This is a genomic window from Bacteroides sp. 14(A), assembly GCF_000526555.1.
Lineage (GTDB): Bacteria > Bacteroidota > Bacteroidia > Bacteroidales > Bacteroidaceae > Bacteroides > Bacteroides cellulosilyticus.
Genome location: NZ_JAGH01000001.1, coordinates 2011317 through 2035462, shown reverse-complemented (window position 1 = coordinate 2035462; position 24146 = coordinate 2011317). Strand labels below are relative to the sequence as shown.

Genomic DNA, 24146 nt, shown 5'->3' with positions numbered 1-24146 from the left:
ATTATTGTATTCCTATCTGTTCTGTTAAAAACCTTTCTGCATACTCAGCGGCTCTTTTTATCGAATGTTCTTGCCTGTCTTTATTCTCATAAGACACATTATCTATTTTTGAGATCAGACTATTTGTCAAATCGCACATCAATTTGAGGTTTTCAAAACGAATTTCGTCTTCATTCGTTTCACCAACAGGATTAATCTTACCAATAAGATTTTCCACGATTTCAACAACGGTAAATTTCTTTTCCATAATTCTTGAATTAAAAGCCCCGAAGCGTATTCTCCGGGGCGAAACCATTATTCACTAACCCATGCCATTTATGTGTGGCTCACATTATTCCATCGGGAACACTATCTGTATGCGCATTACAGAAATATCCATTTGCAACTGAATACTTTCATGTTCCCTTTCCAACACAAGTTTGTGCGGCAGTTTGGGAGTCGAACCCAAGCAATTACAACTTGTAATACCTAAAGCACTTCGTACGCTTTCTTTAGGCTCTCTTTACCACTGAGAATACCTCCGCCATGTTTGCCCGTCTTTCCGAGCTGTCAACATCATGAACCGCCATGTAACACAGTCAACTTCCACATGATTTTGTGGTAATCCACCTCGATTGATACCCTTTGGACTTATATGGGTTTCTACCATACTCTCTCAATCTACTACTTTCTTTCATATATCGGTCGCTCCCATAACGATCTCAAATTTCCGAAAGTGGTGCGTTCATTGATACAAGATTGCTCCTATACAGAATATTCACTACGTCTGTATAGGAATAACTCAATCCAAATAAGCCATAGAAAACTCTTTCGAAATAAACCGCCCAACTGGAATCGGTTTGGCTGATTCAATAGCCGTGTGAATTTCTCTTTTATTGAACTCATGCCCCTTTTCTTTGGCTTGCTTCTCGCATTCCTCCTCTTTATTTTTGAGGTAGTGAGTGATAAGCATCATCGCCCTATCAACGTTGAAGGTGTTCACGACAAAAGTCTGAACCCTTTCGTCTTCATTCTCCCCGTCCGTGAAGGTGATTTTCGTCTCAATCTGGTAGAATTTCTTTTCATTCGGCTTAGATTCTTCGTTACTATCTTCAGTCTCATCGTCCATCTTGTCAACGTATTCTGCCATCGTGATTTCATTTTTGAGATAGGCAAGCGAAGCATCGTCTACCTTGCGTTCTTTCAAGTTGTCGGTAAGAATCACGCAGGAATCGAATTCCTTTGCCATCGTCAGGGTGAACCCGAACTGGTAATTGAGTTCGATGTAGTCTTTCAAAATAAGGCAAGCATTCTCCAGCCCAGTGGCATACAACAAGAACTTATACTTCTTGTCGCTTATCTGTGCTTGTGCGATGTATGGATATAAAAACTTGTTCTCATTCTCGAACGCCAAACGATTCTGGTTGCTAACTTCCACTTCCTTGATACCATCAGCTTCCATACTGAAACGGATTTTTGCTAATAAGTCTTGGTCTATCAGCGTGCCACGCTCAAAGAGGACTTCATGCCGTTCTATGTTGACTGTTTCACCGGTATCTTCATCAATGAAAGATTCCTCCCATGTTTTGAGGACACGTTTTGCAAGGTACATGTTAAGCATCTTCTTCGGGTCAGACGTCACATACCGGATTTCTGTTTTTCTTGTTTCTATCATGACTAAATAAATTCTTGATTTCTTTGTATTTCCTGCTGTGCATATATCAGCATCTGATGTTCATTAGCAGCGGGCAAATAAATACCCGCCTGCGTTGCGCTCCAATTACGAAAACGGTCAATCGAAAGTGTCATTTCACCCGTTGTCAGTTCGGCAGAACTGCGCAAGTAGGTTACTTCATTCCCTTTTTTGTTGACTGTCTTGCGTTCAAACAAATCACGATTGCAAGTCCTCTTATAAAAATCAACTTTAACTTCGTCCAGACTGCAACCGTATTCACTACCGAAATACCCTAAAAGTAGATGCAGGTAAGAGTTTTGGGCGAGCGTACGGTTGGGAAGTTTCTTTTTCACTTCCACTACCGCACGCTCACTAAACAGCTTGTTCACATACTCCTTAAATTTGGGTATCTGATATTCATTTTTCAAGTCGAACAACATACGCTAAAAAGGTAAATCGTCCTTTGCATTACCATTTGCATCAACTGGTGGAGGAAAATTTTGCGGTTGTTGATAAGTCGGCTGTGGTGCCGGCTGTTGTACCGATGCAGTCTGTGAGGATTGCGATACACCGCTACGTCCTTCTATTTTATAGCATCGAATAGACGCCATACGTTTAAATTCTCCATCCTGATTCGTCCATGAACGCCCCTGTAAGACAAATGATACAGTAACAACATCACCATTTTTATAACGATCAAGTTCTGCACACTTATCACCTGAAAACTCCAGCGGAAGAATGTTCTCATATTCGCTACGCTCACCTGTATAAGGGTCGTAAGTGGTAGCATCTAAGATAAATTCCCGTTTGGTAAACGGGGAACCACCACTTTTCGATGGAATTTGAACGGTTTGACCGATTTCGATTATCCGTCCGGTTATTTGGTTTGCCATTAATTTTCTCCTCCAAAAATCTTTTTATCGGTGATTAATTCTCTGTTCTCTTCCAAAAACCGGATAAACTCTTCACAATGGTTGGTAAGAATCGGTATATCACGTTCCGGATTGAACACATAAGTTTCTGTATAGGTATCTACCACATAACCGCCTTTATTGAACTCTACGATGTTGTACTCAAACGTTCGTACATCTGAACCGTTCTGCATAAGTGCGAAAGGATAAACAAGGTGCTGATGATGGTCTTTGAATTTCCCTACGGTATAGCTTCCGGTTGTTTTGATGTCGTGGACGCTGGCTGGCATCAGTTCGTCAATTACCCCATAAACCAAAACATTGCCGTATGCGGTTGGAAGAATCGCTTCTACTCTTTGTTGGGTTAATGCGCCTTTGTAGTAATTGGCAAACTCTCGACAAAGTGAGATTGGGAAAGTAAAAATACGATTATTATAGGTAGCTTTCAAACCTATAACCTCGTTGGTTTGAACCTCATCGTAATACAAAGGTTTACCTGTTTCGTCACAAGCTCCTTCGCGTATTACCTTATATACCTTTTCAACCTGCACAGTTTCGGATTTCCGATTTTCAATCATACAGTCAATAACCTCATTAAAGGCTGTTCCCTTGTCTGCCGCTTCGCTATCGAATGGCTTGCGATTAATCCGGTCTATCAGTTCTTGAAACTGTTGTTCGTGAAATTCTTCGGGAGTATGGGGTGGGTTTTCTGACCACCCCCAATATTTATCCCAAATCACATCACTATTCAGATATCCCCAAAAGGCATCAAGAATCGTGGCGTAAAAGCGATATCTAGGCTGCATCTGAATAAGTTTTTGTCTCTTTATCAAATACTAACCCCAAAGAGTTTACTTTGGCGGCAAACAAGCTTCTCGCTTTCATCAGAGAACTACCAACATGTTCAAACTCATTAATATGAGAGGCGAATTCATTAGCAGACTTGGCATCAGTTATAAACTCGATACTTTCTTTGATTTCCTCTATCACCTTATCATACTTTTCCTGCGCTTCCTTCTTAGCCGCCAGCATACTTAAATAAGAATTGATTATCTTAGTGGTGATAAAGTCGTTCTTTGCGGTCGGATTGCCATTTCTGTCAAGAATAATAGGCACTTCCATTACTGATGGCAGATTACAGGTGTTTTTACCGTCATTTCTTGAAGTCGGATCAAAGGTTATAGTACGTCTCTGTATGCCTCTCTCGCTCTTCATTTCGAGATAACCGAGTAAATCCAATTCTGTAACGATGGAATTATAAGATTTCTCACGTAAAGCAGGAATGAACACCGTATCATCACCTTCTTTTCTTGTATCACGATGGGCTACAAAAATGATATGCTTATTCAAACCTGACAATGTTCTCGTCATCCATGAAAATTCAGCATTGATACCACTCCAATCCCTGATAGACGGCTGGCGAGTTCCACATTTATAAGTAATGATAAAATCCATCATCTTACCGATAGTATCTACTACGATTGTCTGATAGGCTGACAAATCTTCTTGCAAAACCTGTTGGACATCACTCCAAGAGGTAACTTGTACAGTATCGATGTTTTCCAGGTGCGCCATGTTCATACGCTTAACACCATTATCAAAGTCCAACAACAACGGTTTCGGGGCACTCAATGCTACCGTACTCTTTCCCATACCGGCTTGGCCGTAAATCATCATCTTTACGGTGGTAGGGATTACTAATTCATTACTTTTTTTAATAAGGCTCATAATTGTAAATTTAAAGGGTTAATTATATTCTTTGTTCTTTAGAATCAATAGCATAGAGAAACACATCGCAGGCATTCACATCATAAGGAGACATCTTAGTCGGTCCCGTTTTTGTCGCCCGAATTTTATTTTCTCTAATTAATTTTTCAAGCCTATACCGGCCACCTACAAATCCCGCTGCTTGCGACTTATTCAGAGGTATCCTATTTCCGATTCGATAAAGGGTACTTAATTTAGTTTCTGCATTCATTCTGACCTCCTTGCTCTTTCAAATATTTCAATTTTCGTCCTTCGTGCCCTTCTCATATCGCTCTGTTCGTGATAAAGCGACAAAGAAAAGACACATAATAAACCACAGGCAACGGATGTACGAATGATAGGTGAAAAATCCATTGTGAACTTCACACCAGCTATCCGTTCATAAAGCATGGTTGCCAATTCCCGACCATTCCTCACCTGCAAAACATCAAAAGCCCTCTGCAATTGGTTGTTTATTGTACTAACTGCTCGACATTTGAGATTTGCAATTTCTTTCTTTTCATACCCTTGTGCGTACATTCGTGCTGTAATCTCGCATTCAGGTGTGAGCTCTGTAAATACTCTATCCATAATCGTGTGAGTTGATAATTAGTAGTTCCTTACTACATAGAACTTCCCTTTAGGAGCTCCTTCTTGTTGAATAGAATAAAGTACATCTTCCGGTTCTACAAGCCGATTGGCTCTCGCCAAACGATTCAAATCTTGAACCATACGGGACACTTTCACATAAAGAGATAAAGAGAAAGGTAGCTTATCATTTTTCTTTATCAGCTTCTCTTTGACTTTTTTTCTTTCTTCTGATTCTTTTGCCATAAGATTTAATTTTAAATTAATGATTCGTGGATGGTAGAGGAATCGAACCCCTCTCACTCGTTTGAATTGATTGCTCAACACGAAGCTCTAACCGATAAGCTAACCATCCAAAATAATAAAGGCGCGCTATTCTCACGAACGACACACCCCAGTACAAACACAAAATAAAACACGACAAAAACAGTTATGTCAATAATCCTCTTTCAACTCCGAAAACGTCAAAACAGTAAGTATAATAGATAAAACAAACATTATAGATGTCAGTATAACACCGGACATATACATGGGACTATCTTTGATAACAGCATTACATAGTATCACTGTCATACATAATAATATGACCAATGAAAAAGAAAACATAATCACTTTCACGGCAACTTCTCCTTTACTTTAGCAAGTGTGCATTTACTTTGGTGAACTGCATCATCAATACGCAGCATTAAACTATCCATTTCTCTTGTACGTCTTATAGACAAAGCCGCCAAACAATCAGTAGTAGCTTTCAATTCACGTGAAAGTTCTTTCACCGTATCTTCCAAGAATTTCATGTACTCGATTTCTTTCATAAACAATAAGTATTAGTTTGCGCCCGCCAACCTTTTAGACAGTTGTACCAGTAATCGAGAACTGACGGGCTTTTATATCAATACCAGTACGGACGCCCACCCCGTATGCTTACTGCTTAATGGACGGTTTTGCTGTGGTTTTACTTATCCATTGTTTTCGCGCCCAAAGTAGCGCCCTTACATTTGCTGAGTCGTAAGTTAACTCATCTTTTATTCCAGTCAAAAGCTAACTGTCATGTATCAATGTCACATGCTGACATACAAGCCCTTTATATCTTGCATTATTTCAGCTATATCGTGGGTGAAGAAGAAGATATAGCAGTGTTCCACAATGTCAAAGAACTAATCAATAGTGCCCATGTAGAATATTCTCTACGTCTACACGGACTGTCGTGCGTTGCATAATCGTGCAATCAATCCTCATAGAAAAATTTATCACCTGACTTTCTGAACAGTTTATACCCAGCGTACAGGCTTGCCAATGTTATCATCATTTCTATCATACCGCCATTCTGTCAAGTTGAAACTCTATGTAATCAATCTCTTCTTGAATACTCTGCAAGGCTTCTTCTTTGGTATCAGTATTACAGTATGTGCAAGCTTCTGCCTCTGACATACCGTCTACTCTATCAAGCTCAGTACAAGCCTTATCTAAAGACTTTTCAAACTCATAAGCATCTATGCTGTCACATACCCTATACTGTCTCATATCATGCAATCTTTAAAAGGTTGGCTTTTTTGTAGCATCTGAACTCTTGGCGTTCGGTATCATAGTAAGTTTGAACAGTGTCATTCTTCGCTCTCTTATCAGTACCTGTAATAGTTGGCATCAGCTTTTCATTCAGTGTGCCATAGGCTTCACGTACAGAACCATCTACTTTTTGAAAGTAGAACTTCACAATCTTACTTTTCATTTGAGCTTTCAGCTTTAAGTTTGCCCAAGCAACTTTCAGTGCTTCACTCATTGAAAAACCGTTTCTCTTCACGAAAGACCATGCAAGTGACATGACTTCTTTCATCTGATTTCTAAAATTCGTGCTCATAACCGTGTGATTTAATATGTTTATACTATTGCGTTACTCAAACTTTCTTCGTTTCTTTGTATCATTGAATGTTTGATGACGCAAATATACACAACATCTGTGAATATACAATATATCATTCACAATTACTGTGTATATTTACATTGTTTAACCATTAAAACAGCTTATACCTTATTATAATATGAAAAAGAAAGAAAATAGAAATTGGATAGCATGGACAGCACTTGCCTTGAGTGTTGTTGCGATATTACTATGGCTATGCAAATACGAGCCTGTGACATGGACTTTATTCGATTCTATGATTGCTTTTCTTTCTTTTGTTGTAGGCGCATTAGCTGTAATGGTTGGATATAATATTTTCGGGCTAAAAAATGACCTTAAAAATGAAATAGAAAAAAAATTGCAGTATATAAGCGACCATCATGTAATTCATACAGCGAAAACTATGATGTATATCGAGATACGCCTACTACACATGGCTGTGGAATTAAACAATATAGCAGATATAAGACAATCCATTCACATGATGCTCGATACCACAGAAAAGACTAAAAATAAGGAAGATATAGATTATATCATTAATCAGTTAAAAGAACTTGAAGCACGATATGGAAGCAAACTGTTTGATAATACATTCAAGGGGAAACTAAAGATTAGATTTGGAAGGATTGGTACTTTTTCTGATAATGCGCTTCTCTTCCTCCAATATCTCGAAGTATGATTCTTTTGCATTATCAATAAGTCTGTTTGATTCTTCAAAGATATTTTTAGTAGTAAAATTGGTTAAAGTGCGTAATGACTCCCTTAACTGGTTTCTCACTGATTCAAATATAAGAGGATTAATTACAACCATATCGACAAAAGTAAAAGCGACCGACTCCAAAGTTGCGGTTTGAAGTTAAGTCGCCTATATAGTCCCTTAACAGGAACAGTTAAACAATTCAGTCGAAATCATCCGCAACTTGATTTTGACACAAATATACACAATATTTGTGAACATGAGTAACATTGGAGATAGAATATTCAAAATTAAATCCTATTATTTCGGAAACGAAAGAGGAAGTAACAAAAAATTCGCAAACGCAGTTGGAGAAAAACCTAATACAGTATCAAACTGGTTCGGCCGTAAAGACGGGATAGGAGATGCTGTCATAGATAAGATTATATCCACTTTCCCCAATGTAGACAAAGGATGGTTAGTTGGCGGAAATGGAGATATGTTAACTTCTACCGAAAGCTCATCATCAGCCCAAATTATAGACAACGAAAGTGAGTTAAAGTTAGCTTTGGAAAAGGGAATAAAACTACTCCCTGAAGTTGATTTCAAATTTGCCGCCGGACAAATAAAACTTATCAATGGAATAGAAAGTATAAAACGGTACTGGTATCTGCCAGACTGCAAGGATTGCGAAGCAATTGCACAGATAGCGGGAAACTCCATGTCTCCTGCATATCCTTCCGGATGTTGGGTAGCTCTTAAGAAATATGGTTTCAGTGTGGATGCAGCCACTCAAATCCCATTTGGCAATGTATTCGGAATAGTTGTACAAGATAAATTTACTGGGGATTATCACGGACATATCAAAATACTACGCCGATATAAAGACCAAGAGTTATCACGAAAGTTTTGGATTGCTCATTCTCTAAATGAATCTGAATATGACGACTTCGACATAGAAATAACTCAAGTGCGTAGCTTGTGGATAGTTAAACAGCATATTGTAAGTGATATATTATTGTAAATAAAATCTAAATACTATGGGACTATATTTTAGAAAAAGGATAAAGATTCTTCCCGGAGTACACATGAATATTAGTAAATCCGGTACAAGTTGGTCGGTCGGTCCACGAGGAGCAAAAGTAAATTTCGGAAAGCGAGGAACGTACGTTACAACAGGAATACCCGGCACAGGTATCTATTCAAGGACAAAAGTTAGTGGCAATAATATATCTAATCATAGAACGCAATCAAATAATGTAGATTCTGGATATGAAATTAAAAATTATACTGGATGTCTTTTCTCGTTTATATGCTATACCCTTGCAGTCATATTGCCAATCTATGGCATACATTTCTCTCTATCTATACTTCTTATAATAATAGGGTTTGCTTTGCATTTATCGTCGGTTGAGAAAAAGAAAACAGTTCAAAGAAATAATGAGGTTGACAACGATAATAATACCAAAGATGCAGAAACATCTATAAACAGAACTATTATAGACACAGTAGAAAAAGTAGATGTAAAAAAAGAAGAGGAATTTATAACGGAGGAAGAAAAAGAAAAAATAGAGTACCCCTCCGTAGAAAAGGTTGACATGACAAGACTTGATCCACTATTTGAAGATGCGGCTCGATTAGTTGTTATCCACCAACAAGGTTCCACTTCATTGATTCAACGTAAATTCGCTATAGGCTATAATAGAGCAGGGCGTATTATGGACCAACTGGAATGTGCTGGTATTGTAGGAGAAACAAGTGGAATTAAAGCGAGAGAGGTTTTATGTAAAGACGAAGGTGAACTCGAATATAGACTAAACCATTTGGAAAAATCTCGTTTTGAGATACTTAAACAAAAGCAGGAAGAAGAACTTAAAGAAATATCTCAACAAGAAGCGCAGAATGAAAATTCAAGATTAATTAAATTGGGCATAGATTTAGAAAAGGAAGGTATGATAAATGAAGCTATAGCTGTATATGAAAAAGCTATCATACCACAACTTCCAGCAACACATCCATATGATAGACTAATGATTCTTTATCGGAAAAAGAAAGATTATGATAATGAAGTCAGAATCATTAAGATAGCCATAGGCGTATTTATGAAAGAAAATGAACGTAGGGCTGGAAGAATAATTGAAGAAGATTCATCATTATACAATCAAGTGATGCAAGCACTTGAAACCAATGAAAGCATTAGATATGAAGACGGGAAATGGGCTTTCGTTCAATATGACGTAATGGAGTATATTACAAGATTAGAAAAGGCTAAAAGGCTATTAGAAAAATCCAAATCAACAACGAATTAAAGAACAAACTAAATATTTAATATTATGAAGAAGATTTTATTTTTAATGACGGCTGCATTGATGATAATAGGATGCAGTAGCGATGATGACAATAATAATTCCGACGAGGGAGAACAAATTGATTTCCATTTCGATAAAAAAGAAATTACAGCAACGTATGAGGAAGACTTACTTATTGAGCTAATGGGTATTGCCCCATCAAAATGCAATATATATTCTTCTGATGAGTTTATATTAGATGTTTCAAACAATAATGATAAAATTAAAATTGTCCCCCATTATGCAGGAAATGCCTTAGTTATAGCAGAATATAAAAACGTAAAAGATACATGTAACGTAAAAGTAAAGCCTACTTTATCTTATGCAGAAGAGCCAATTTTAACATTAGGAACATCTCGTTCGGAAGTAAAGAAACAAATGTCACAATATCAACATAGCGGAACAGTTGGTGGGTATACTGGAGAAGATTATTTTTTTAATACAAAATCAAAAGTTTGCTACCAATTCGACACCAATGACAAATTAATCGCAATAAAACAAGAACTTACAAAGTCTTCTTATGGAATAAACAGGGTAAAAGAAGGACTTTCTCAAAGATATAAACAAACAAGTCATTCGAACAATGTTTATTGGTATTCACATCCTAATATAATGACTGTTAGAGTAGAAGAGCAAGTTTCCAAGGTCTATGTTTGGTTCGCAAAAGATGCAGTAATAATGGAACAATGTTATCCATGGTAAAGCATAAATATTACGATTGGCTTTCTAACCATCGTACTTCTAATGTTCGGAGTACTGCAAATCATCCTCTTCTTCAAAGTATGGGGAATGACAAATGACATCAGAGGGATAAGAGACAAATACCTCAAAGATGAGGATGAAAAAGAAGAGAGGAAACGGAATACGATCCCCAAAATCAATAAGGGGATAAAACCGATGACCTAAAACCAATTATTAACAGTTCAATTCTGCTGCCAAACTGGCAATTGTATAGCAGATTGTGTTTTAAAGAATTCAGACAATTATAGGAACTTACATGAATATCAGCAATATACGTAGGAATCTATTAGAGACTTCGTAACGCGTAGGTCGCCAGTTCAAGTCTGGCTAGCGGCTCAAAGGAAAGGAGATGCTTATGCATCTCTTTTTTTATTTCATAGATTCTTCTTACCTTTGCCTGACTAAAGAAAACTGTAGAAACCGATGAAAAAGAAGACAAAAAGAATTCTCATAGGAGGATTGACAGCCCTGTTCCTTATTGGTGCAGCTTGTGCCGGAACATTCTATTATTATTTATTCTATCCACAGTTTCATCCCTCCAAAACAGCTTATATTTATATCGACAAAGACGATACACCGGATTCCATATATAACAAGGTAAAAAAACAGGGACATCCGAAAAGTTTTTCAGGCTTTCTCTGGATGGCTAAATGGCGTGACTACAATTCAAACATCCACACCGGATGCTATGCCATCCGTCCAGAAGAGAGTGTTTACCACGTCTTTAGTCGTTTATATAGAGGATATCAAGAACCTATAAATCTGACCATTAGCAATGTACGTACTTTAGATAGACTTGCTCGCAGCGTAGGTAAACAACTTATGATTGATTCTACTGAAATTGCAGCAATAATGAACGACTCGCTATTTCAAAAGAAAATGGGATATACAAAGGAAACAATGGCCAGCCTGTTCATTCCCGAAACTTATCAAGTATATTGGAATATGAGCGTACAGGATTTCTTTGACCGTATGAAGAAAGAACATGAGAAATTCTGGAATCAGGAACGACTAGCCAAGGCCACAAGCATAGGCATGACCCCGGAAGAAGTATCGACGCTCGCCTCTATTGTAGAAGAAGAAACAAATAACAATGAAGAAAAGCCCATGGTTGCAGGTCTCTACATAAATCGTTTAAATAAGGGTATGCCCTTACAGGCCGATCCCACCATAAAATTCGCACTTCAAGATTTCGCTCTAAGAAGAATTACGAATGAGCACCTGAATGTAAAGTCACCCTACAATACTTATCTAAATGCCGGATTACCACCGGGACCGATACGTATTCCTTCAACCATCGGCATTGATGCTGTGCTGAATTATGCAAAGCACAATTATATTTATATGTGTGCCAAAGAGGACTTTTCAGGTACCCATAATTTTGCTTCCAATTACACTGATCATATGAAAAATGCTAGAAAATATTGGAATGCTTTAAACGAAAGAAAGATTTTCAAGTAAAATCGTAATAAAATAAAAGCAAAAGGCTATATTTGCGAGTGAAAAACGCAGATTATTTTCTTATTAATAATCCATGACTAACATTAAAACAATCAGATATGAGCAAGCAACTCTTACTTGGCGATGAAGCCATTGCACAAGCTGCATTAGATGCCGGACTCTCAGGCGTTTACGCCTATCCCGGCACTCCTTCCACGGAAATAACAGAATACATCCAAATGGCACCCATTACGGCTGAACAAAATATTCACAGTCGTTGGTCTTCTAACGAAAAGACCGCAATGGAAGCCGCTTTGGGTATGTCATTTGTTGGTAAACGAGCATTAGTCTGTATGAAACATGTAGGTATGAATGTAGCTGCCGACTGTTTTATCAATTCAGCCGTTACCGGTGTAAAAGGTGGATTAATCGTAATAGCAGCGGATGATCCCAGCATGCACTCTTCACAAAATGAACAAGACAGCCGCTTTTACGGTGATTTCTCACTTATTCCCATGTACGAACCAAGTAATCAGCAAGAAGCGTACGACATGGTTTATAACGGCTTTGCATTCTCTGAAAAAATCGGTGAACCAATATTATTGCGTATGGTCACCCGTCTCGCCCACTCTCGTTCAGGTGTAGAGCAAAAGGCTCAACAAGTCCAGAATGAAATATCTTTCAGTGAAGACCCACGCCAATTTATCCTATTACCAGGTAATGCACGCAAACGTTACAAAGTTTTGTTGGAACGTCAGGCTGAATTCATAGAAGCCTCTGAAAGTTCTCCATATAATAAGTATATAGATGGTCCTAACAAAAAAATGGGTATCATAGCTTGCGGTATCGGCTACAACTATCTGATGGAAAACTATCCTGACGGCTGTGAATATCCTGTATTAAAGATTGGGCAATATCCATTGCCCAAGAAACAACTTCTACAGCTGGTAGAAGCCTGCGATGAGATTCTGGTATTGGAAGATGGACAACCTTTCGTTGAGAAACAGTTGAAAGGTTATCTCGGCATTGGCGTTAAAGTAAAAGGACGTCTGGATGGCACATTGCCACAGGACGGTGAATTAAATCCGGACAAGGTAGCGCGCACCGTAGGAAAAGAAAACAAATCAGAGTTTGGAGTGCCTTCTCTTGTAGAAATGCGTCCACCTGCACTTTGCGAAGGTTGTGGACATCGTGATATGTATACTGTACTGACGCAAGTACTAAAAGAAGAATATCCAACTCATAAGGTATTCAGTGATATCGGTTGTTATACTTTAGGAGCCAATGCGCCATTCAATGCCATCAATTCATGTGTAGACATGGGGGCATCCATTACAATGGCAAAAGGCGCCTCTGATGGCGGTCTTCACCCCGCAGTGGCAGTCATCGGAGACTCAACTTTTACCCATTCCGGCATGACAGGACTTCTAGACTGTGTCAATGAAAATGCTAATGTTACCATTGTCATCTCAGACAATGAAACTACCGCTATGACAGGCGGTCAGGATTCCGCCGGCACAGGACGTATCGAAGCAATCTGCGCTGGTATCGGCGTAGCTCCTGAACACATTCGCGTAGTAGTTCCCCTTAAAAAGAATTATGAAGAAATGAAACAGATTATCCGTGAAGAAATCGAATATCGTGGTGTATCTGTTATTATACCACGCAGAGAATGCATTCAAACTTTAGCACGTAAAAAACGAAACAAGTAAAACCATGAAAAAAGATATCATACTTTCCGGCGTTGGTGGACAAGGCATCCTCTCTATCGCCACAGTAATTGGTAAAGCCGCCCTTAAAGACGGATTATATATGAAACAAGCGGAAGTACATGGCATGAGCCAACGTGGCGGTGACGTACAATCCAATTTACGTATCAGTGATCAACCTATTGCCTCTGATCTTATTCCTTCAGGCAAATGCGATTTGATCATCTCACTTGAGCCCATGGAAGGATTACGCTATCTCCCCTATTTAAGTTCTGAAGGCTGGCTGGTAACTAACGAAACTCCGTTCGTTAATATCCCCAACTATCCGGCAGAAGCTGATGTGCGGGCAGAGTTGGATAAATTGCCCCATAAAATCGTTCTGAATGTGGATAAGGTAGCTAAAGAAATTGGTTCTATTCGCGTAGCAAATATTGTTTTGCTTGGGGCTACCATTCCCTTTCTAGGAATTGACTATGAGAAAATACAAACCAGCATCCGCGAAATCTTCGAACGCAAAGGCGAGGCTATTGTAGAGATGAACCTCAAAGCACTGGCTGCCGGAAAAGAAATTGCCGAAAAATTAATGTAAAGACCCTCCAAAACAAACTACCATGAATAACAAATACTGGGAAGAAGACATAGAGACCATGAGCCGTGAGAAGTTGCAGGAATTGCAACTTCAGCGGCTTAAAAAGACGATAAATATTGCAGCTAATTCACCGTATTACAAAAAAGTGTTCCAAGAACATAATATCACAGCTGATAGCATTCAAAACCTTGAAGATATTCGAAAAATCCCATTTACTACTAAAGCCGATATGCGTGCCACCTACCCTTTTGGTCTAGTTTCAGGTAATATGCAGGAAGATGGGGTACGTATTCATTCTTCAAGTGGAACAACCGGTACTCCGACTCTGATTGTTCATTCTCAACACGATCTGGACTCTTGGGCAAACCTGGTAGCACGCTGTCTCTATATGGTAGGCATACGCAAAACGGATGTTTTCCAGAATAGTTCCGGATATGGTATGTTCACCGGAGGATTAGGTTTCCAATATGGAGCAGAACGTTTGGGAGCACTGACAGTTCCTGCTGCTGCCGGAAACAGTAAGCGACAGATTAAATTCATTACTGATTTCAAAACAACTGCGCTTCATGCTATTCCCAGCTATGCTATTCGCCTGGCAGAAGTCATTCAAGAAGAAGGTATAGATCCGACAAGCACCAGCTTAAAAACACTTGTCATTGGTGCTGAGCCTCATACAGATGAACAACGGAAAAAGATCGAACGTATGTTAGGTGTTAAAGCTTATAACAGCTTTGGTATGACGGAAATGAACGGCCCTGGAGTTGCTTTTGAATGTCAGGAACAAAACGGCATGCACTTCTGGGAGGATTGCTATCTGGTTGAAATTATTGATCCTGAAACAGGAGAACCTGTTCCAGATGGAGAAATTGGTGAGTTAGTATTGACCACTCTCGACCGCGAGATGATGCCGCTTCTACGGTATCGCACCCGAGATCTCACCCGTATTCTTCCCGGAGAATGTCCATGTGGACGCACCCACCTACGTATTGACCGTATTAAAGGACGTAGCGATGATATGTTCATCATTAAGGGAGTTAACATCTTCCCAATGCAAGTAGAAAAGATATTGGTACAATTCCCACAATTAGGCAGCAATTATCTAATCACACTGGAAACAGTAAACAACCAGGATGAAATGATTGTGGAAGTAGAACTCAGCGATCTCTCTACTGATAATTACATTGAATTGGAAAAGATACGCAAAGAGATCACACGTCAATTGAAAGACGAGATATTAGTGACTCCCAAACTGAAACTAGTGAAAAAAGGCTCCTTGCCACAAAGCGAAGGAAAAGCAGTCAGAGTAAAAGACCTACGTCAAAATCACTAATTCTTTCAAGAGATCACTCTCTCTACATAAAAAAACATCCCATGAAGCGAAATAAATTCATGGGATGTTTTTATGTAATAACTCCAAAGATGACGAAGTGGCATTAAAAGAAAAAAGGAACGGTAATCAACCAAGATTACCGTTCCCCTTTATAAAAAAGCCGCACCGATGATGTGATGAAACTCCGAATGACATGGTTTGAGCGCTCGTCCTCTTTGTAATCCACTGACTCAAAGGTTACCCCGAAGGGCGTGGCCCGCCATTGAGAAGCGAAGCTTGTCTCGGTATTTCATAATAGTTTGATGAGTTTCCCGATCCAATCAATGCGGCTATATTTTCTACAACAAATGTAGTAAGTTTCCGTCAAAGAAACAAGGAAAAACATGATTTTGTTTCCTTCAAACAAGACATTTTATATAATATCTCCCCCACTATAAGCAAAAAGTGCCGATTACTCATTCGTAATCAGCACTTTGTCAATTATTTGCTAAATAAACTTAAGCAGCTTTTGCTTTAGCTACGATAGCCTTGAAAGCTTCCGGATGGTTCATCGCTAAATCAGCCAAAACTTTACGGTTGATTTCGATTCCTGCTTTGTGCAAAGCACCCATCAGCTTAGAATAAGACATACCTTCCAAACGAGCTGCAGCATTAATACGCTGAATCCACAAAGCGCGGAAGTTTCTTTTCTTGTTCTTACGGTCACGGAACGCATAAGTCAGACCTTTCTCCCAAGTATTCTTGGCAACGGTCCATACGTTCTTTCTTGCACCAAAGTAGCCTCTGGTTAATTTCAAAATTTTCTTTCTTCTTGCTCTTGAAGCAACGTGATTTACTGATCTTGGCATAGTTTTACTAATTTTTGAATGTTAGCGCCATTACTTCACGCAACGGACTTAAAGCTAATGCATTCGGTTAATACTTTAAAATACTTTGTACGCTTTTTACTTCATTGCTAAGAGTTCCTTAACTTGGCTTACGTTTGTCACGTCAACTGTAGTTGAATGGCACAAGTTTCTTTTTTGCTTCTTAGTTTTCTTAGTCAAGATATGACTGTGAAAAGCGTGCTTTCTTTTGATTTTACCTGTTCCGGTAAGAGTAAATCTCTTTTTAGAACCGGAGTTAGTCTTCATCTTTGGCATCTTACTTATTTTTAAATTATTTAAATTATATGGCAACGCACTATACCTGTGGCGTTACTCATTTCTTTTTTATTCTTCTATTTCAGCCGGAGCCGTTTTCGATCCTTCTGCGGATTTCGGTGCTGCAGGCTTCTTTGGTGCCTCTTTCTTTTTTGGAGAAAGCTGAATGGTCATTCTTTTCCCTTCCAATATCGGCATTTGGTCTACTTTCGCATAGTCTTCCAAATCATTGGCAAATCGCAGCAACAATACCTCCCCTTGTTCTTTAAACAAGATTGAACGACCTTTAAAGAATACATAGGCTTTCACCTTATCACCATCTTCCAAGAATCCTCTGGCATGTTTCAACTTGAAGTTGTAATCGTGATCATCGGTTTGTGGACCGAAACGAATCTCCTTCACATTTACTTTAACCTGCTTTGCCTTCTGTTCCTTCTGACGCTTCTTCAGCTGATAAAGAAATTTAGAGTAATCAACGATTCGACAAACAGGGGGTTGCGCGTTTGGAGAGATTTCCACGAGATCCACCTCACGCTCTTCGGCAAGCTTTAATGCCTGAGCTATCGGATATACGTTTGGTTCTACTTCATCGCCCACTATGCGGACTTCTTTGGCACGGATTTGCTCATTAATCCGATATTGCCCTTTTAAGCTGTCATTTTTCATTAAATAACCTCTATTTCCAGTTTGTTTCTTATTTATTACTCCCAAATTATTATTTTTTAAGTTAGATAAAAGCTATCTTCAAAACATCACTATATGCTATGCTTTTATAAGTGGGCGCAAAGTTACCATTTATTTATCATATTCTGAACTTCTTCGTTCAAAATTTTAGCAAATTCTTCAAATTTCATAGTACCCTTATCGCCTTCCCCTTGCTTGCGGACGGAAACTTCTCTATTTTCAGCTTCTTTTTCACCCACAATCAACATGTAAGGAATACGCTTCAATTCGTTATCGCGAATCTTACGTCCTATCTTCTCGTTACGCTCATCCACAATTGCACGAATATCGTATTGTTTCAAGAACTTCTTCACTTCTTGTGCGTAGTCATTGAATTTTTCGCTGATGGGCAGAATAGCCACCTGTTCAGGAGTCAGCCACAATGGGAATTTACCAGCCGTATGCTCAATAAGCACAGCAACAAAACGCTCCATAGAACCAAACGGCGCACGGTGTATCATTACCGGACGATGTTTCTGATTATCAGCGCCTGTATATTCCAATTCAAAACGCTCCGGCAAGTTATAGTCCACCTGAATGGTACCCAACTGCCAACGGCGGCCGATAGCATCTTTCACCATAAAATCCAACTTCGGACCATAGAAAGCAGCTTCACCATACTCAATTCTGGCACTCAAGCCCTTTTCTTCACAAGCCTCAATGATAGATTGTTCAGCTCTTTCCCAGTTTTCATCGCTACCAATATATTTTTCACGATTCACTTTGTCACGCAAGGAAATCTGAGCCTCCACATTGGCAAAGTCCATGGAACGGAATACGATTGAAATAATATCCATCACGCGCAAGAATTCATCCTTCACCTGATCGGGACGGCAGAAGATATGTGCATCATCCTGCGTAAAACTACGTACACGCGTTAATCCGTGTAATTCACCACTTTGCTCATAACGACAAACCGTACCAAACTCAGCCAGGCGCAAAGGCAGATCTTTATATGAACGCGGAGAATTCTTATAAATCATACAGTGATGAGGACAATTCATCGGTTTCAAGAAGTACTCCTCTCCTTCTTCGGGCGTATGAATAGGCTGGAACGAATCTTTACCATATTTTGCATAGTGGCCGGAAGTGATATACAACAACTTGTTACCGATCGGGGGAGTGATAACCTCCTGATAATCGTAACGAGCCTGGATACGACGCAAGAATTCCTGCAGACGCAAGCGCAACGCAGTCCCCTTCGGCAACCACATCGGTAGTCCTTTACCCACTGTGTCGGAGAACATAAATAAATCCATTTCCTTACCGATCTTACGATGATCACGCTTCTTGGCTTCTTCCAGCATAGCCAGATATTCATCCAACATTTTCTTTTTCGGGAATGTGATACCATAAATACGCGTCATCATCTTACGATCCTCATGTCCACGCCAATATGCACCGGCCACCGACATCAACTTAATAGCCTTGATCGGCGCGGTAGTCATCAAATGTGGACCACGGCATAAATCCGTGAAAGCACCTTGTGTATAAGTTGTTATGCGACCATCCTCCAATTCGGAGATCAACTCACACTTATAGTTCTCACCACGGTCACCGAATTTCTTCAATGCATCCGTTTTTGAAATACTTTCTCTTACAACAGCTTCCTTCTTCGCCACTAATTCTGCCATCTTGGCTTCAATAGCCGGAAGGTCAGATTCTTTAATGACAGCTTCCCCCGGATCCACATCATAATAGAAACCGTTTTCGATAGCAGGACCAATACCGAACTGAATACCCGGATACAATTCCTGTAAAGCTTCGGCCAGCAAGTGAGCACTGGTATGCCAGAAAGCGTGTTTACCCTGCTCATCTTCCCATTTATAGAGAACAAACTCAGCATCCTCATTGATAGGACGTCCCAAATCATAAATCTCACCGTTCACACCACATGCCAGCACCTCCTGTGCCAGGCGTGAACTGATACTTTCTGCAATCTGCAGTCCCGTTACTCCTTCGTTATACTCACGTACGGAGCCGTCTGGAAATGTTATCTTTATCATAATGTTGTGTATATTTCAATTTTCAGAACGCAAAAATAGCTAATTCTTTTTTGATATTTTATTTTTTAGCAAAAAAATGTTATTCACGCGTATCGGTAAATCTCTTTATAATATTATAAGCTGATACGATACCCAATTCACCCGCCTTACTCAGATCTGTAATTCCCTGCTTGTTGTTACCCAAGAAGATATGAGTCAAACCACGGTTGAAATAAGCTTCAGCAAAGTCTTTGTTCAATTCAATAGCCTTATTATAATCCTCTAATGCCCCACGGTAATCTTTCAACATTGATAATACATTGGCGCGGTTATAATAGCCATAAACAAAATCAGGAGCCAATTGGATGACATGATCCAAATCATTTTTCACAATATCATAATCTATTGACGTTACTTCTGGTTGTTTCTTACTATCGGAAGAAGCTCCGGGAACACCTTCAGTTAACTCAGCTTCCGCTTTTTTATATTCCAGCTGTTTGTAGCGCACCAATGCTCGCATGAAATAAGCCGGGAAGAATTTATCATCCAGCAAAATCGCCTGCGTAAAGTCATCAATGGAGCTGGCAAAGTCTTGGACCAAATAGAAGTCAAGCCCACGTAAGAAACGTTTCTTGGCATCTTTGTCATCTGCAACAATATCCGAGGTATGCGAGTCGACCAAAGCAAAATGGAATCTCACTTGTTCTTCCGTCAACGGAGCTTCCATATTGGTGATACGCAAAGGCTTCGGGAACAATTTAGAATGATTCAACTCCTCGATATACTTATGGAAATGGACGATACGTTTTACCTCGCTTAATTTCTCATAATAGGTCAGCGCATACATCGGCTCCATCTTGATAGATACATTCCGGTCTTGTACACGTCCGCGGTAATCACTCTTATACTTCTCATCCTGCTCAGAGTCGTCAGCAATCACAATCTTCCGGTAATTGTCCATATTCTTATCGGACTTTTTACGCGTCTTGCTCTTATCCTCACCATCCTGAGCATTATCCGCGACATCCTTATTATCTGCTGTAACTCCGTTACGTTTGTCAATCTGCATCTTCATGAGTTTGAATTCATCCTGTTCAGCCCCCTTACGATCACCGATCTTCTTACGAGCTTCAGCACGATGATAATATCCTGCCATAAAGTTGGGGTATTCATCAATCACTTTCGAATAATCACTGATTGCACCACGATAATTTCCGGTCTGTGCACGTAGCAAACCACGGTTGAAGGTTGCCATCATATTATCCGGCTCTATCTGCAGAACGAAATCAAAGTCTTCTATTGCACGGTTATCATCACCCACCTGAGCACGGAGCAAACCACGGTTATAGTGTCCGAGGAAGTTATTCGGATCAATATCCAATGCCAGATCATAATCACTCATGGCACCTCTCAAATTATTCTGATGAAAACGAGCCAATGCACGATTAATATAATTACCTGCATTCTTTGCACTCAAATGAATAGAATGATCCAAGTCAGCTTCAGCATCCGCATACTTTCCTTGTTGCAGACGGACAATAGCGCGTGCTCCCCACCCGTCAGGATCATAGCGATCCATTTCAATCGCCTTTTCAAAATCATTCAAGGCCTGTATCGTATCTTTCTGCTTCAGTGATACTTCACCACGCATCAGATAAGCACGAGTGTATCTGGGCGCTATTTTCAACAATTTTCCCAGATCCTCTTTAGCTGCTCCATAGTCCTCCTTCTGCATGTGGCAAAGAGAAAGATTATGCCACAAGACAAGATTTTCCGGATCATATTTCAAGGCTGTCTTATAATCCTCTATGGCTCCGTCATAATTATTCTGCCGAATACGAGCCAACCCACGTATTTGATAAGCACCTACCACAAAAGGATTGCGTTGGATAGCAGCATTACAGTCCGCTTCCGCACCTTGAAAATCATCCAGATTAATCTTTGCCAAACCACGAAAGAAGTAAGGCTCATATAAATAAGGCTTAGCGTTAATTACCTGGTTGAAATACTGGATAGAAAGCACATAGTCTTCAAAATACAATGCATTGCGCGCGATTGTCATCACCCGCTCCGTATTGATCTGCGCACACAGCAACGTTGGAAGCAACAGGAAAGCCGTCAGTATCTTTTTTATCATCTTGTCTTATAAATGCTTGTAAACGAAACAAATTTAATGCTTTTCATTTACCTAGCAGGATTAGCGGAAGACTTTTTATATTTTTTGAGCCTTTTATACCATATTATAAGATTGGCTTATTTCACAGTTTTCACTTTATACGTGCAATGAGCTTTGCCCTTCAACATCGCATTCAGTTTTCCCTTAATCATTTGTTTACGTAGGGGAGACAAGTGATCAATAAACATCTTTCCCTCCAAATGATCAAATTCATGTTGCATCACACGCGCCAGATAACCTTCAACAACCTCATCATGCTCTACCATATCTTCATCCATATATGTAACATGAATTCTATTACCACGTTTCACAGACTCATGGATACCAGGAAGACTCAAACACCCTTCTTCCATAGATATTTCTTCACCAGATACTTCAAGGATATGAGGATTGATATATGCTTTCCGAAAATTCTTATATTCCGGATAATCTTCAGACAGTACATCCAAATCTACCACTACAACACGAATAGGAAGTCCAATTTGTGGAGCAGCAAGTCCCACACCTTCTGCATGGTCCATCGTTTCGAACATATTCGCTATTAACTCTTTCAAACCAGGATAGTCGGGAGTAATATCTTCCGCCACTTTTCTCAATACGGGCTGCCCGTACACGTAAATGGGTAAAATCATTGTTTATCTAATTACAAATTATTAAATCACTATTATATATAAGTATATATACCTTATTATTATAAGGCAAAACGTTTATTCTCCAAATAACTTTGTAGGATAATAGTCGCACTGATTTCATCTACCAAAGCTTTATTCTGTCGATCTTTTTTCTTCAGCCCAGCCTCCAGCATAGTACGATGTGCCAAAACAGAAGTAAAACGCTCGTCAACATATTCAACAGGCATTGCCGGCAATTTTTTCTTCAACAAACGAACAAAAGGCTCTATTCGCTTCATATTTTCCGAAGCTTCATTGTTCATTTGTTTAGGAAGCCCTACAAGAATGCGTTCCACCGGTTCTTTTCCTACATAATCAAGGATGAACGTCAACAGTTCATGTGTAGGTACAGTTGTCAACCCGTTAGCAATCATTTGCAACGTATCGCTGACGGCTATCCCCGTACGCTTTTTACCGTAATCAATCGCTAATATTCTACTCATAATGGGCTACAAAATTACGATTAAAATTTGATATTTGACGCATCTGCTGTCATAATAACAAAAAAGGAGGCCTAACTCATGTTAAGCCCCCTCTCTTGTTTAGAGTTTACAACTCTTTGTCCCTATATCTTATTCCAGAATTACTACTCGGTTCAAATAGTTCTTACCGAACATGTTAGCAGTACCACCGAATCCAACGAGTTCGAGCTGATCCTTATCAACGCCTTCCTTAATCAATGCGTCGTAAACAGCCTGAGCACGTTTTTCAGACAACTTCTGGTTCCAAGAAGCGCTACCCGTAGCCTTATCAGCATAACCGGCAACTTTGTACTTCTTATCCGGGTTAGCCTTCAGAATCTTAGCAGCCAACTGGATGTTAACCATACCGTAATCATCGATGCGAGCGCTACCAATCTTGAAGAAGATGGCACGAGGACCGGCAACTTCAATTTCCTTCACTACTTCCTTAGTTACAGGCTTAGCGTTAGCCAAAGCGTTCTTAGCGTTAGCCAGGTCAGCCTGAGCCTGTGCCAGTTCGCTTCTGTACTTATTGATTTCGTTGTTGATAGCATTCTGATCAACTTTCGCGCCACAAGCTACGAACTTCTTGCCACCGAAAGTATAAGTAACACCTGCAGTCAGATGAATATAACCATCGGTATTAGCGCTACTATAAGCACCCAAGATTGACGGAGTAACCTGACCGCGAGCTTCTACATCGATAGCCAAAGATCTATTCACATTAAATTTAGCTCCTACACCTACACTGGCACCAACTAACCAACGTAAATCGTGATTAACAGGTGTAGTAGTTGCAGGATCAATCGTTGTAGTATATTTCGTATCTCCATTCGGAGTCGTTACTCCTGCATCGGTTTTATATCCCAATTGCCAATCTGCATAATTTTTCACAATGTTAACCGAAGGACCTGCAAATACGCTCAACTCAAACAAACGATCCGGGTTATAACCACAAATCAAGTTGGTAAGGTTCAACATAGCGTCGGCGTTCAAACCTACATAGTTTTCTTTACGCTCTTTGCGATTATCCAAATCCAGGAACGGATAAGCAGTTTCCTGCTTTGATTGCCAACCATAGATTTGTCCACGAACTCCCCATATAGGAGAAATGTACTTACCCACTGACAGGTTGATCAGCGGAGTCACCGTCTTACCAAATTTGGTGTCAGGATTCGTACCAGCCTGTGCACCTACCCCCACACTGATAAAGATATTGTCCTTCCAGCTTTCACTGTAGTACTTCTCTTTAGTTTGTGCAGTGGCAACAACAGCTGCTCCCGACAACAGTAAAGATAATATTACTAATTTACTTTTCATTGTTTTTTAGTTTTTATTGTTTAACTCTTTATACTTATT

Annotated in this window: 28 protein-coding genes, 1 tRNA gene and 2 pseudogenes; 10 read left to right on the top strand and 21 right to left on the bottom strand. The window is 39.6% G+C overall.

Annotated features, from left to right (window positions below; all coding sequences use genetic code 11):
- Position 1: 1 nt before the first annotated feature.
- The 13 genes from K429_RS0107655 to K429_RS0107590 form a co-directional block, all read right to left on the bottom strand.
- A complete protein-coding gene (locus tag K429_RS0107655) occupies positions 2-247 on the bottom strand; it encodes a hypothetical protein (protein ID WP_025726544.1) in 246 nt (81 codons plus the stop codon).
- Between the two features lie 534 nt (positions 248-781).
- On the bottom strand, positions 782-1654 hold the full coding sequence (locus tag K429_RS0107650; RefSeq protein WP_025726543.1) for a hypothetical protein: 873 nt from the start codon (positions 1652-1654) through the stop codon (positions 782-784).
- A 2-nt stretch (positions 1655-1656) separates the two neighbouring features.
- The gene (locus K429_RS0107645; protein WP_025726542.1) at positions 1657-2094 is read right to left on the bottom strand and encodes a hypothetical protein; all 438 of its coding nucleotides are present in this window, start codon (positions 2092-2094) and stop codon (positions 1657-1659) included.
- Between the two features lie 3 nt (positions 2095-2097).
- Complete coding sequence (locus tag K429_RS0107640; RefSeq protein WP_025726541.1) at positions 2098-2547, bottom strand: DUF3127 domain-containing protein; 450 nt, start codon at positions 2545-2547, stop codon at positions 2098-2100.
- Positions 2547-3371 carry a hypothetical protein gene (locus K429_RS0107635; RefSeq protein WP_025726540.1) on the bottom strand — a complete coding sequence of 275 codons (825 nt, stop codon included), beginning with the start codon at positions 3369-3371 and terminating at the stop codon, positions 2547-2549. Before K429_RS0107635 ends, K429_RS0107640 begins: the two co-directional genes overlap by 1 nt.
- On the bottom strand, positions 3361-4293 hold the full coding sequence (locus K429_RS0107630) for an ATP-binding protein (protein WP_025726539.1): 933 nt from the start codon (positions 4291-4293) through the stop codon (positions 3361-3363). Before K429_RS0107630 ends, K429_RS0107635 begins: the two co-directional genes overlap by 11 nt.
- Before the next feature lie 22 nt (positions 4294-4315).
- Complete coding sequence (locus K429_RS0107625) at positions 4316-4543, bottom strand: hypothetical protein (RefSeq protein WP_025726538.1); 228 nt, start codon at positions 4541-4543, stop codon at positions 4316-4318.
- Positions 4540-4902 carry a response regulator transcription factor gene (locus K429_RS0107620; RefSeq protein WP_025726537.1) on the bottom strand — a complete coding sequence of 121 codons (363 nt, stop codon included), beginning with the start codon at positions 4900-4902 and terminating at the stop codon, positions 4540-4542. Before K429_RS0107620 ends, K429_RS0107625 begins: the two co-directional genes overlap by 4 nt.
- An 18-nt stretch (positions 4903-4920) precedes the next feature.
- Entirely contained in the window at positions 4921-5145 is a 225-nt protein-coding gene (locus K429_RS0107615; RefSeq protein WP_025726536.1) for a hypothetical protein, read from the bottom strand.
- Between the two features lie 27 nt (positions 5146-5172).
- A tRNA-OTHER gene (locus K429_RS0107610) sits at positions 5173-5254 on the bottom strand.
- 259 nt (positions 5255-5513) lie between these two features.
- Positions 5514-5711: a hypothetical protein gene (locus tag K429_RS0107605; RefSeq protein ID WP_025726535.1), complete on the bottom strand. Its 198-nt coding sequence runs from the start codon at positions 5709-5711 to the stop codon at positions 5514-5516.
- Positions 5712-6210: 499 nt separating this feature from the next.
- Positions 6211-6420 (bottom strand): hypothetical protein, encoded by a 210-nt coding sequence (locus K429_RS0107595; RefSeq protein WP_025726534.1) that lies wholly within the window; start codon positions 6418-6420, stop codon positions 6211-6213.
- A gap of 1 nt (position 6421) precedes the next feature.
- A complete protein-coding gene (locus tag K429_RS0107590; RefSeq protein ID WP_025726533.1) occupies positions 6422-6754 on the bottom strand; it encodes an SH3 beta-barrel fold-containing protein in 333 nt (110 codons plus the stop codon).
- A gap of 181 nt (positions 6755-6935) precedes the next feature.
- Between K429_RS0107590 and K429_RS0107585 the strand changes: the two genes are divergently transcribed.
- The 10 genes and pseudogenes from K429_RS0107585 (at position 6936) to K429_RS0107545 (ending at position 15629) form a co-directional block, all read left to right on the top strand.
- The gene (locus tag K429_RS0107585) at positions 6936-7475 is read left to right on the top strand and encodes a hypothetical protein (protein WP_025726532.1); all 540 of its coding nucleotides are present in this window, start codon (positions 6936-6938) and stop codon (positions 7473-7475) included.
- A gap of 277 nt (positions 7476-7752) precedes the next feature.
- The gene (locus K429_RS0107580; RefSeq protein ID WP_155923378.1) at positions 7753-8496 is read left to right on the top strand and encodes a hypothetical protein; all 744 of its coding nucleotides are present in this window, start codon (positions 7753-7755) and stop codon (positions 8494-8496) included.
- A gap of 16 nt (positions 8497-8512) precedes the next feature.
- Positions 8513-8668, top strand: a pseudogene (locus K429_RS31150) (DUF4236 domain-containing protein); the annotation flags it as partial.
- 387 nt (positions 8669-9055) lie between these two features.
- Positions 9056-9301, top strand: a pseudogene (locus K429_RS30235) (DNA translocase FtsK); the annotation flags it as partial.
- Between the two features lie 504 nt (positions 9302-9805).
- Entirely contained in the window at positions 9806-10522 is a 717-nt protein-coding gene (locus K429_RS0107570; protein ID WP_025726529.1) for a hypothetical protein, read from the top strand.
- Between the two features lie 42 nt (positions 10523-10564).
- Positions 10565-10726, top strand: coding sequence for a hypothetical protein (locus K429_RS30625; RefSeq protein ID WP_197031229.1), 162 nt, complete (start codon positions 10565-10567; stop codon positions 10724-10726).
- 258 nt (positions 10727-10984) lie between these two features.
- Positions 10985-12022, top strand: coding sequence for an endolytic transglycosylase MltG (mltG, locus tag K429_RS0107560; RefSeq protein ID WP_007214277.1), 1038 nt, complete (start codon positions 10985-10987; stop codon positions 12020-12022).
- A 98-nt stretch (positions 12023-12120) separates the two neighbouring features.
- A complete protein-coding gene (locus K429_RS0107555) occupies positions 12121-13713 on the top strand; it encodes a thiamine pyrophosphate-dependent enzyme (protein WP_007217793.1) in 1593 nt (530 codons plus the stop codon).
- A 4-nt stretch (positions 13714-13717) separates the two neighbouring features.
- Entirely contained in the window at positions 13718-14299 is a 582-nt protein-coding gene (locus tag K429_RS0107550; protein WP_007217792.1) for an indolepyruvate oxidoreductase subunit beta, read from the top strand.
- A gap of 22 nt (positions 14300-14321) precedes the next feature.
- Positions 14322-15629 (top strand): phenylacetate--CoA ligase family protein, encoded by a 1308-nt coding sequence (locus K429_RS0107545; protein WP_007217791.1) that lies wholly within the window; start codon positions 14322-14324, stop codon positions 15627-15629.
- Positions 15630-16126: 497 nt separating this feature from the next.
- Here K429_RS0107545 and rplT read toward each other — a convergent pair whose 3' ends face one another.
- The 8 genes from rplT to K429_RS0107505 all read right to left on the bottom strand — a co-directional run bounded on the left by rplT (position 16127) and on the right by K429_RS0107505 (position 24107).
- Positions 16127-16477 (bottom strand): 50S ribosomal protein L20, encoded by a 351-nt coding sequence (rplT, locus tag K429_RS0107540; RefSeq protein ID WP_007214085.1) that lies wholly within the window; start codon positions 16475-16477, stop codon positions 16127-16129.
- A 96-nt stretch (positions 16478-16573) separates the two neighbouring features.
- On the bottom strand, positions 16574-16771 hold the full coding sequence (gene rpmI, locus K429_RS0107535) for a 50S ribosomal protein L35 (protein WP_007214084.1): 198 nt from the start codon (positions 16769-16771) through the stop codon (positions 16574-16576).
- Between the two features lie 69 nt (positions 16772-16840).
- A complete protein-coding gene (gene infC, locus K429_RS0107530) occupies positions 16841-17437 on the bottom strand; it encodes a translation initiation factor IF-3 (RefSeq protein ID WP_025726527.1) in 597 nt (198 codons plus the stop codon).
- Positions 17438-17559: 122 nt separating this feature from the next.
- On the bottom strand, positions 17560-19500 hold the full coding sequence (gene thrS, locus K429_RS0107525) for a threonine--tRNA ligase (RefSeq protein WP_007217788.1): 1941 nt from the start codon (positions 19498-19500) through the stop codon (positions 17560-17562).
- Between the two features lie 79 nt (positions 19501-19579).
- Positions 19580-21616 (bottom strand): tetratricopeptide repeat protein, encoded by a 2037-nt coding sequence (locus tag K429_RS0107520; protein WP_025726526.1) that lies wholly within the window; start codon positions 21614-21616, stop codon positions 19580-19582.
- Positions 21617-21732: 116 nt separating this feature from the next.
- Positions 21733-22287 (bottom strand): peptide deformylase, encoded by a 555-nt coding sequence (gene def / locus K429_RS0107515; RefSeq protein ID WP_022209390.1) that lies wholly within the window; start codon positions 22285-22287, stop codon positions 21733-21735.
- 59 nt (positions 22288-22346) lie between these two features.
- Entirely contained in the window at positions 22347-22769 is a 423-nt protein-coding gene (ruvX, locus tag K429_RS0107510; RefSeq protein WP_007213998.1) for a Holliday junction resolvase RuvX, read from the bottom strand.
- A gap of 129 nt (positions 22770-22898) precedes the next feature.
- Positions 22899-24107, bottom strand: a complete 1209-nt coding sequence (locus tag K429_RS0107505) for an OmpA family protein (protein ID WP_025726525.1) — start codon at positions 24105-24107, stop codon at positions 22899-22901.
- Between the last annotated feature and the right edge of the window lie 39 nt (positions 24108-24146).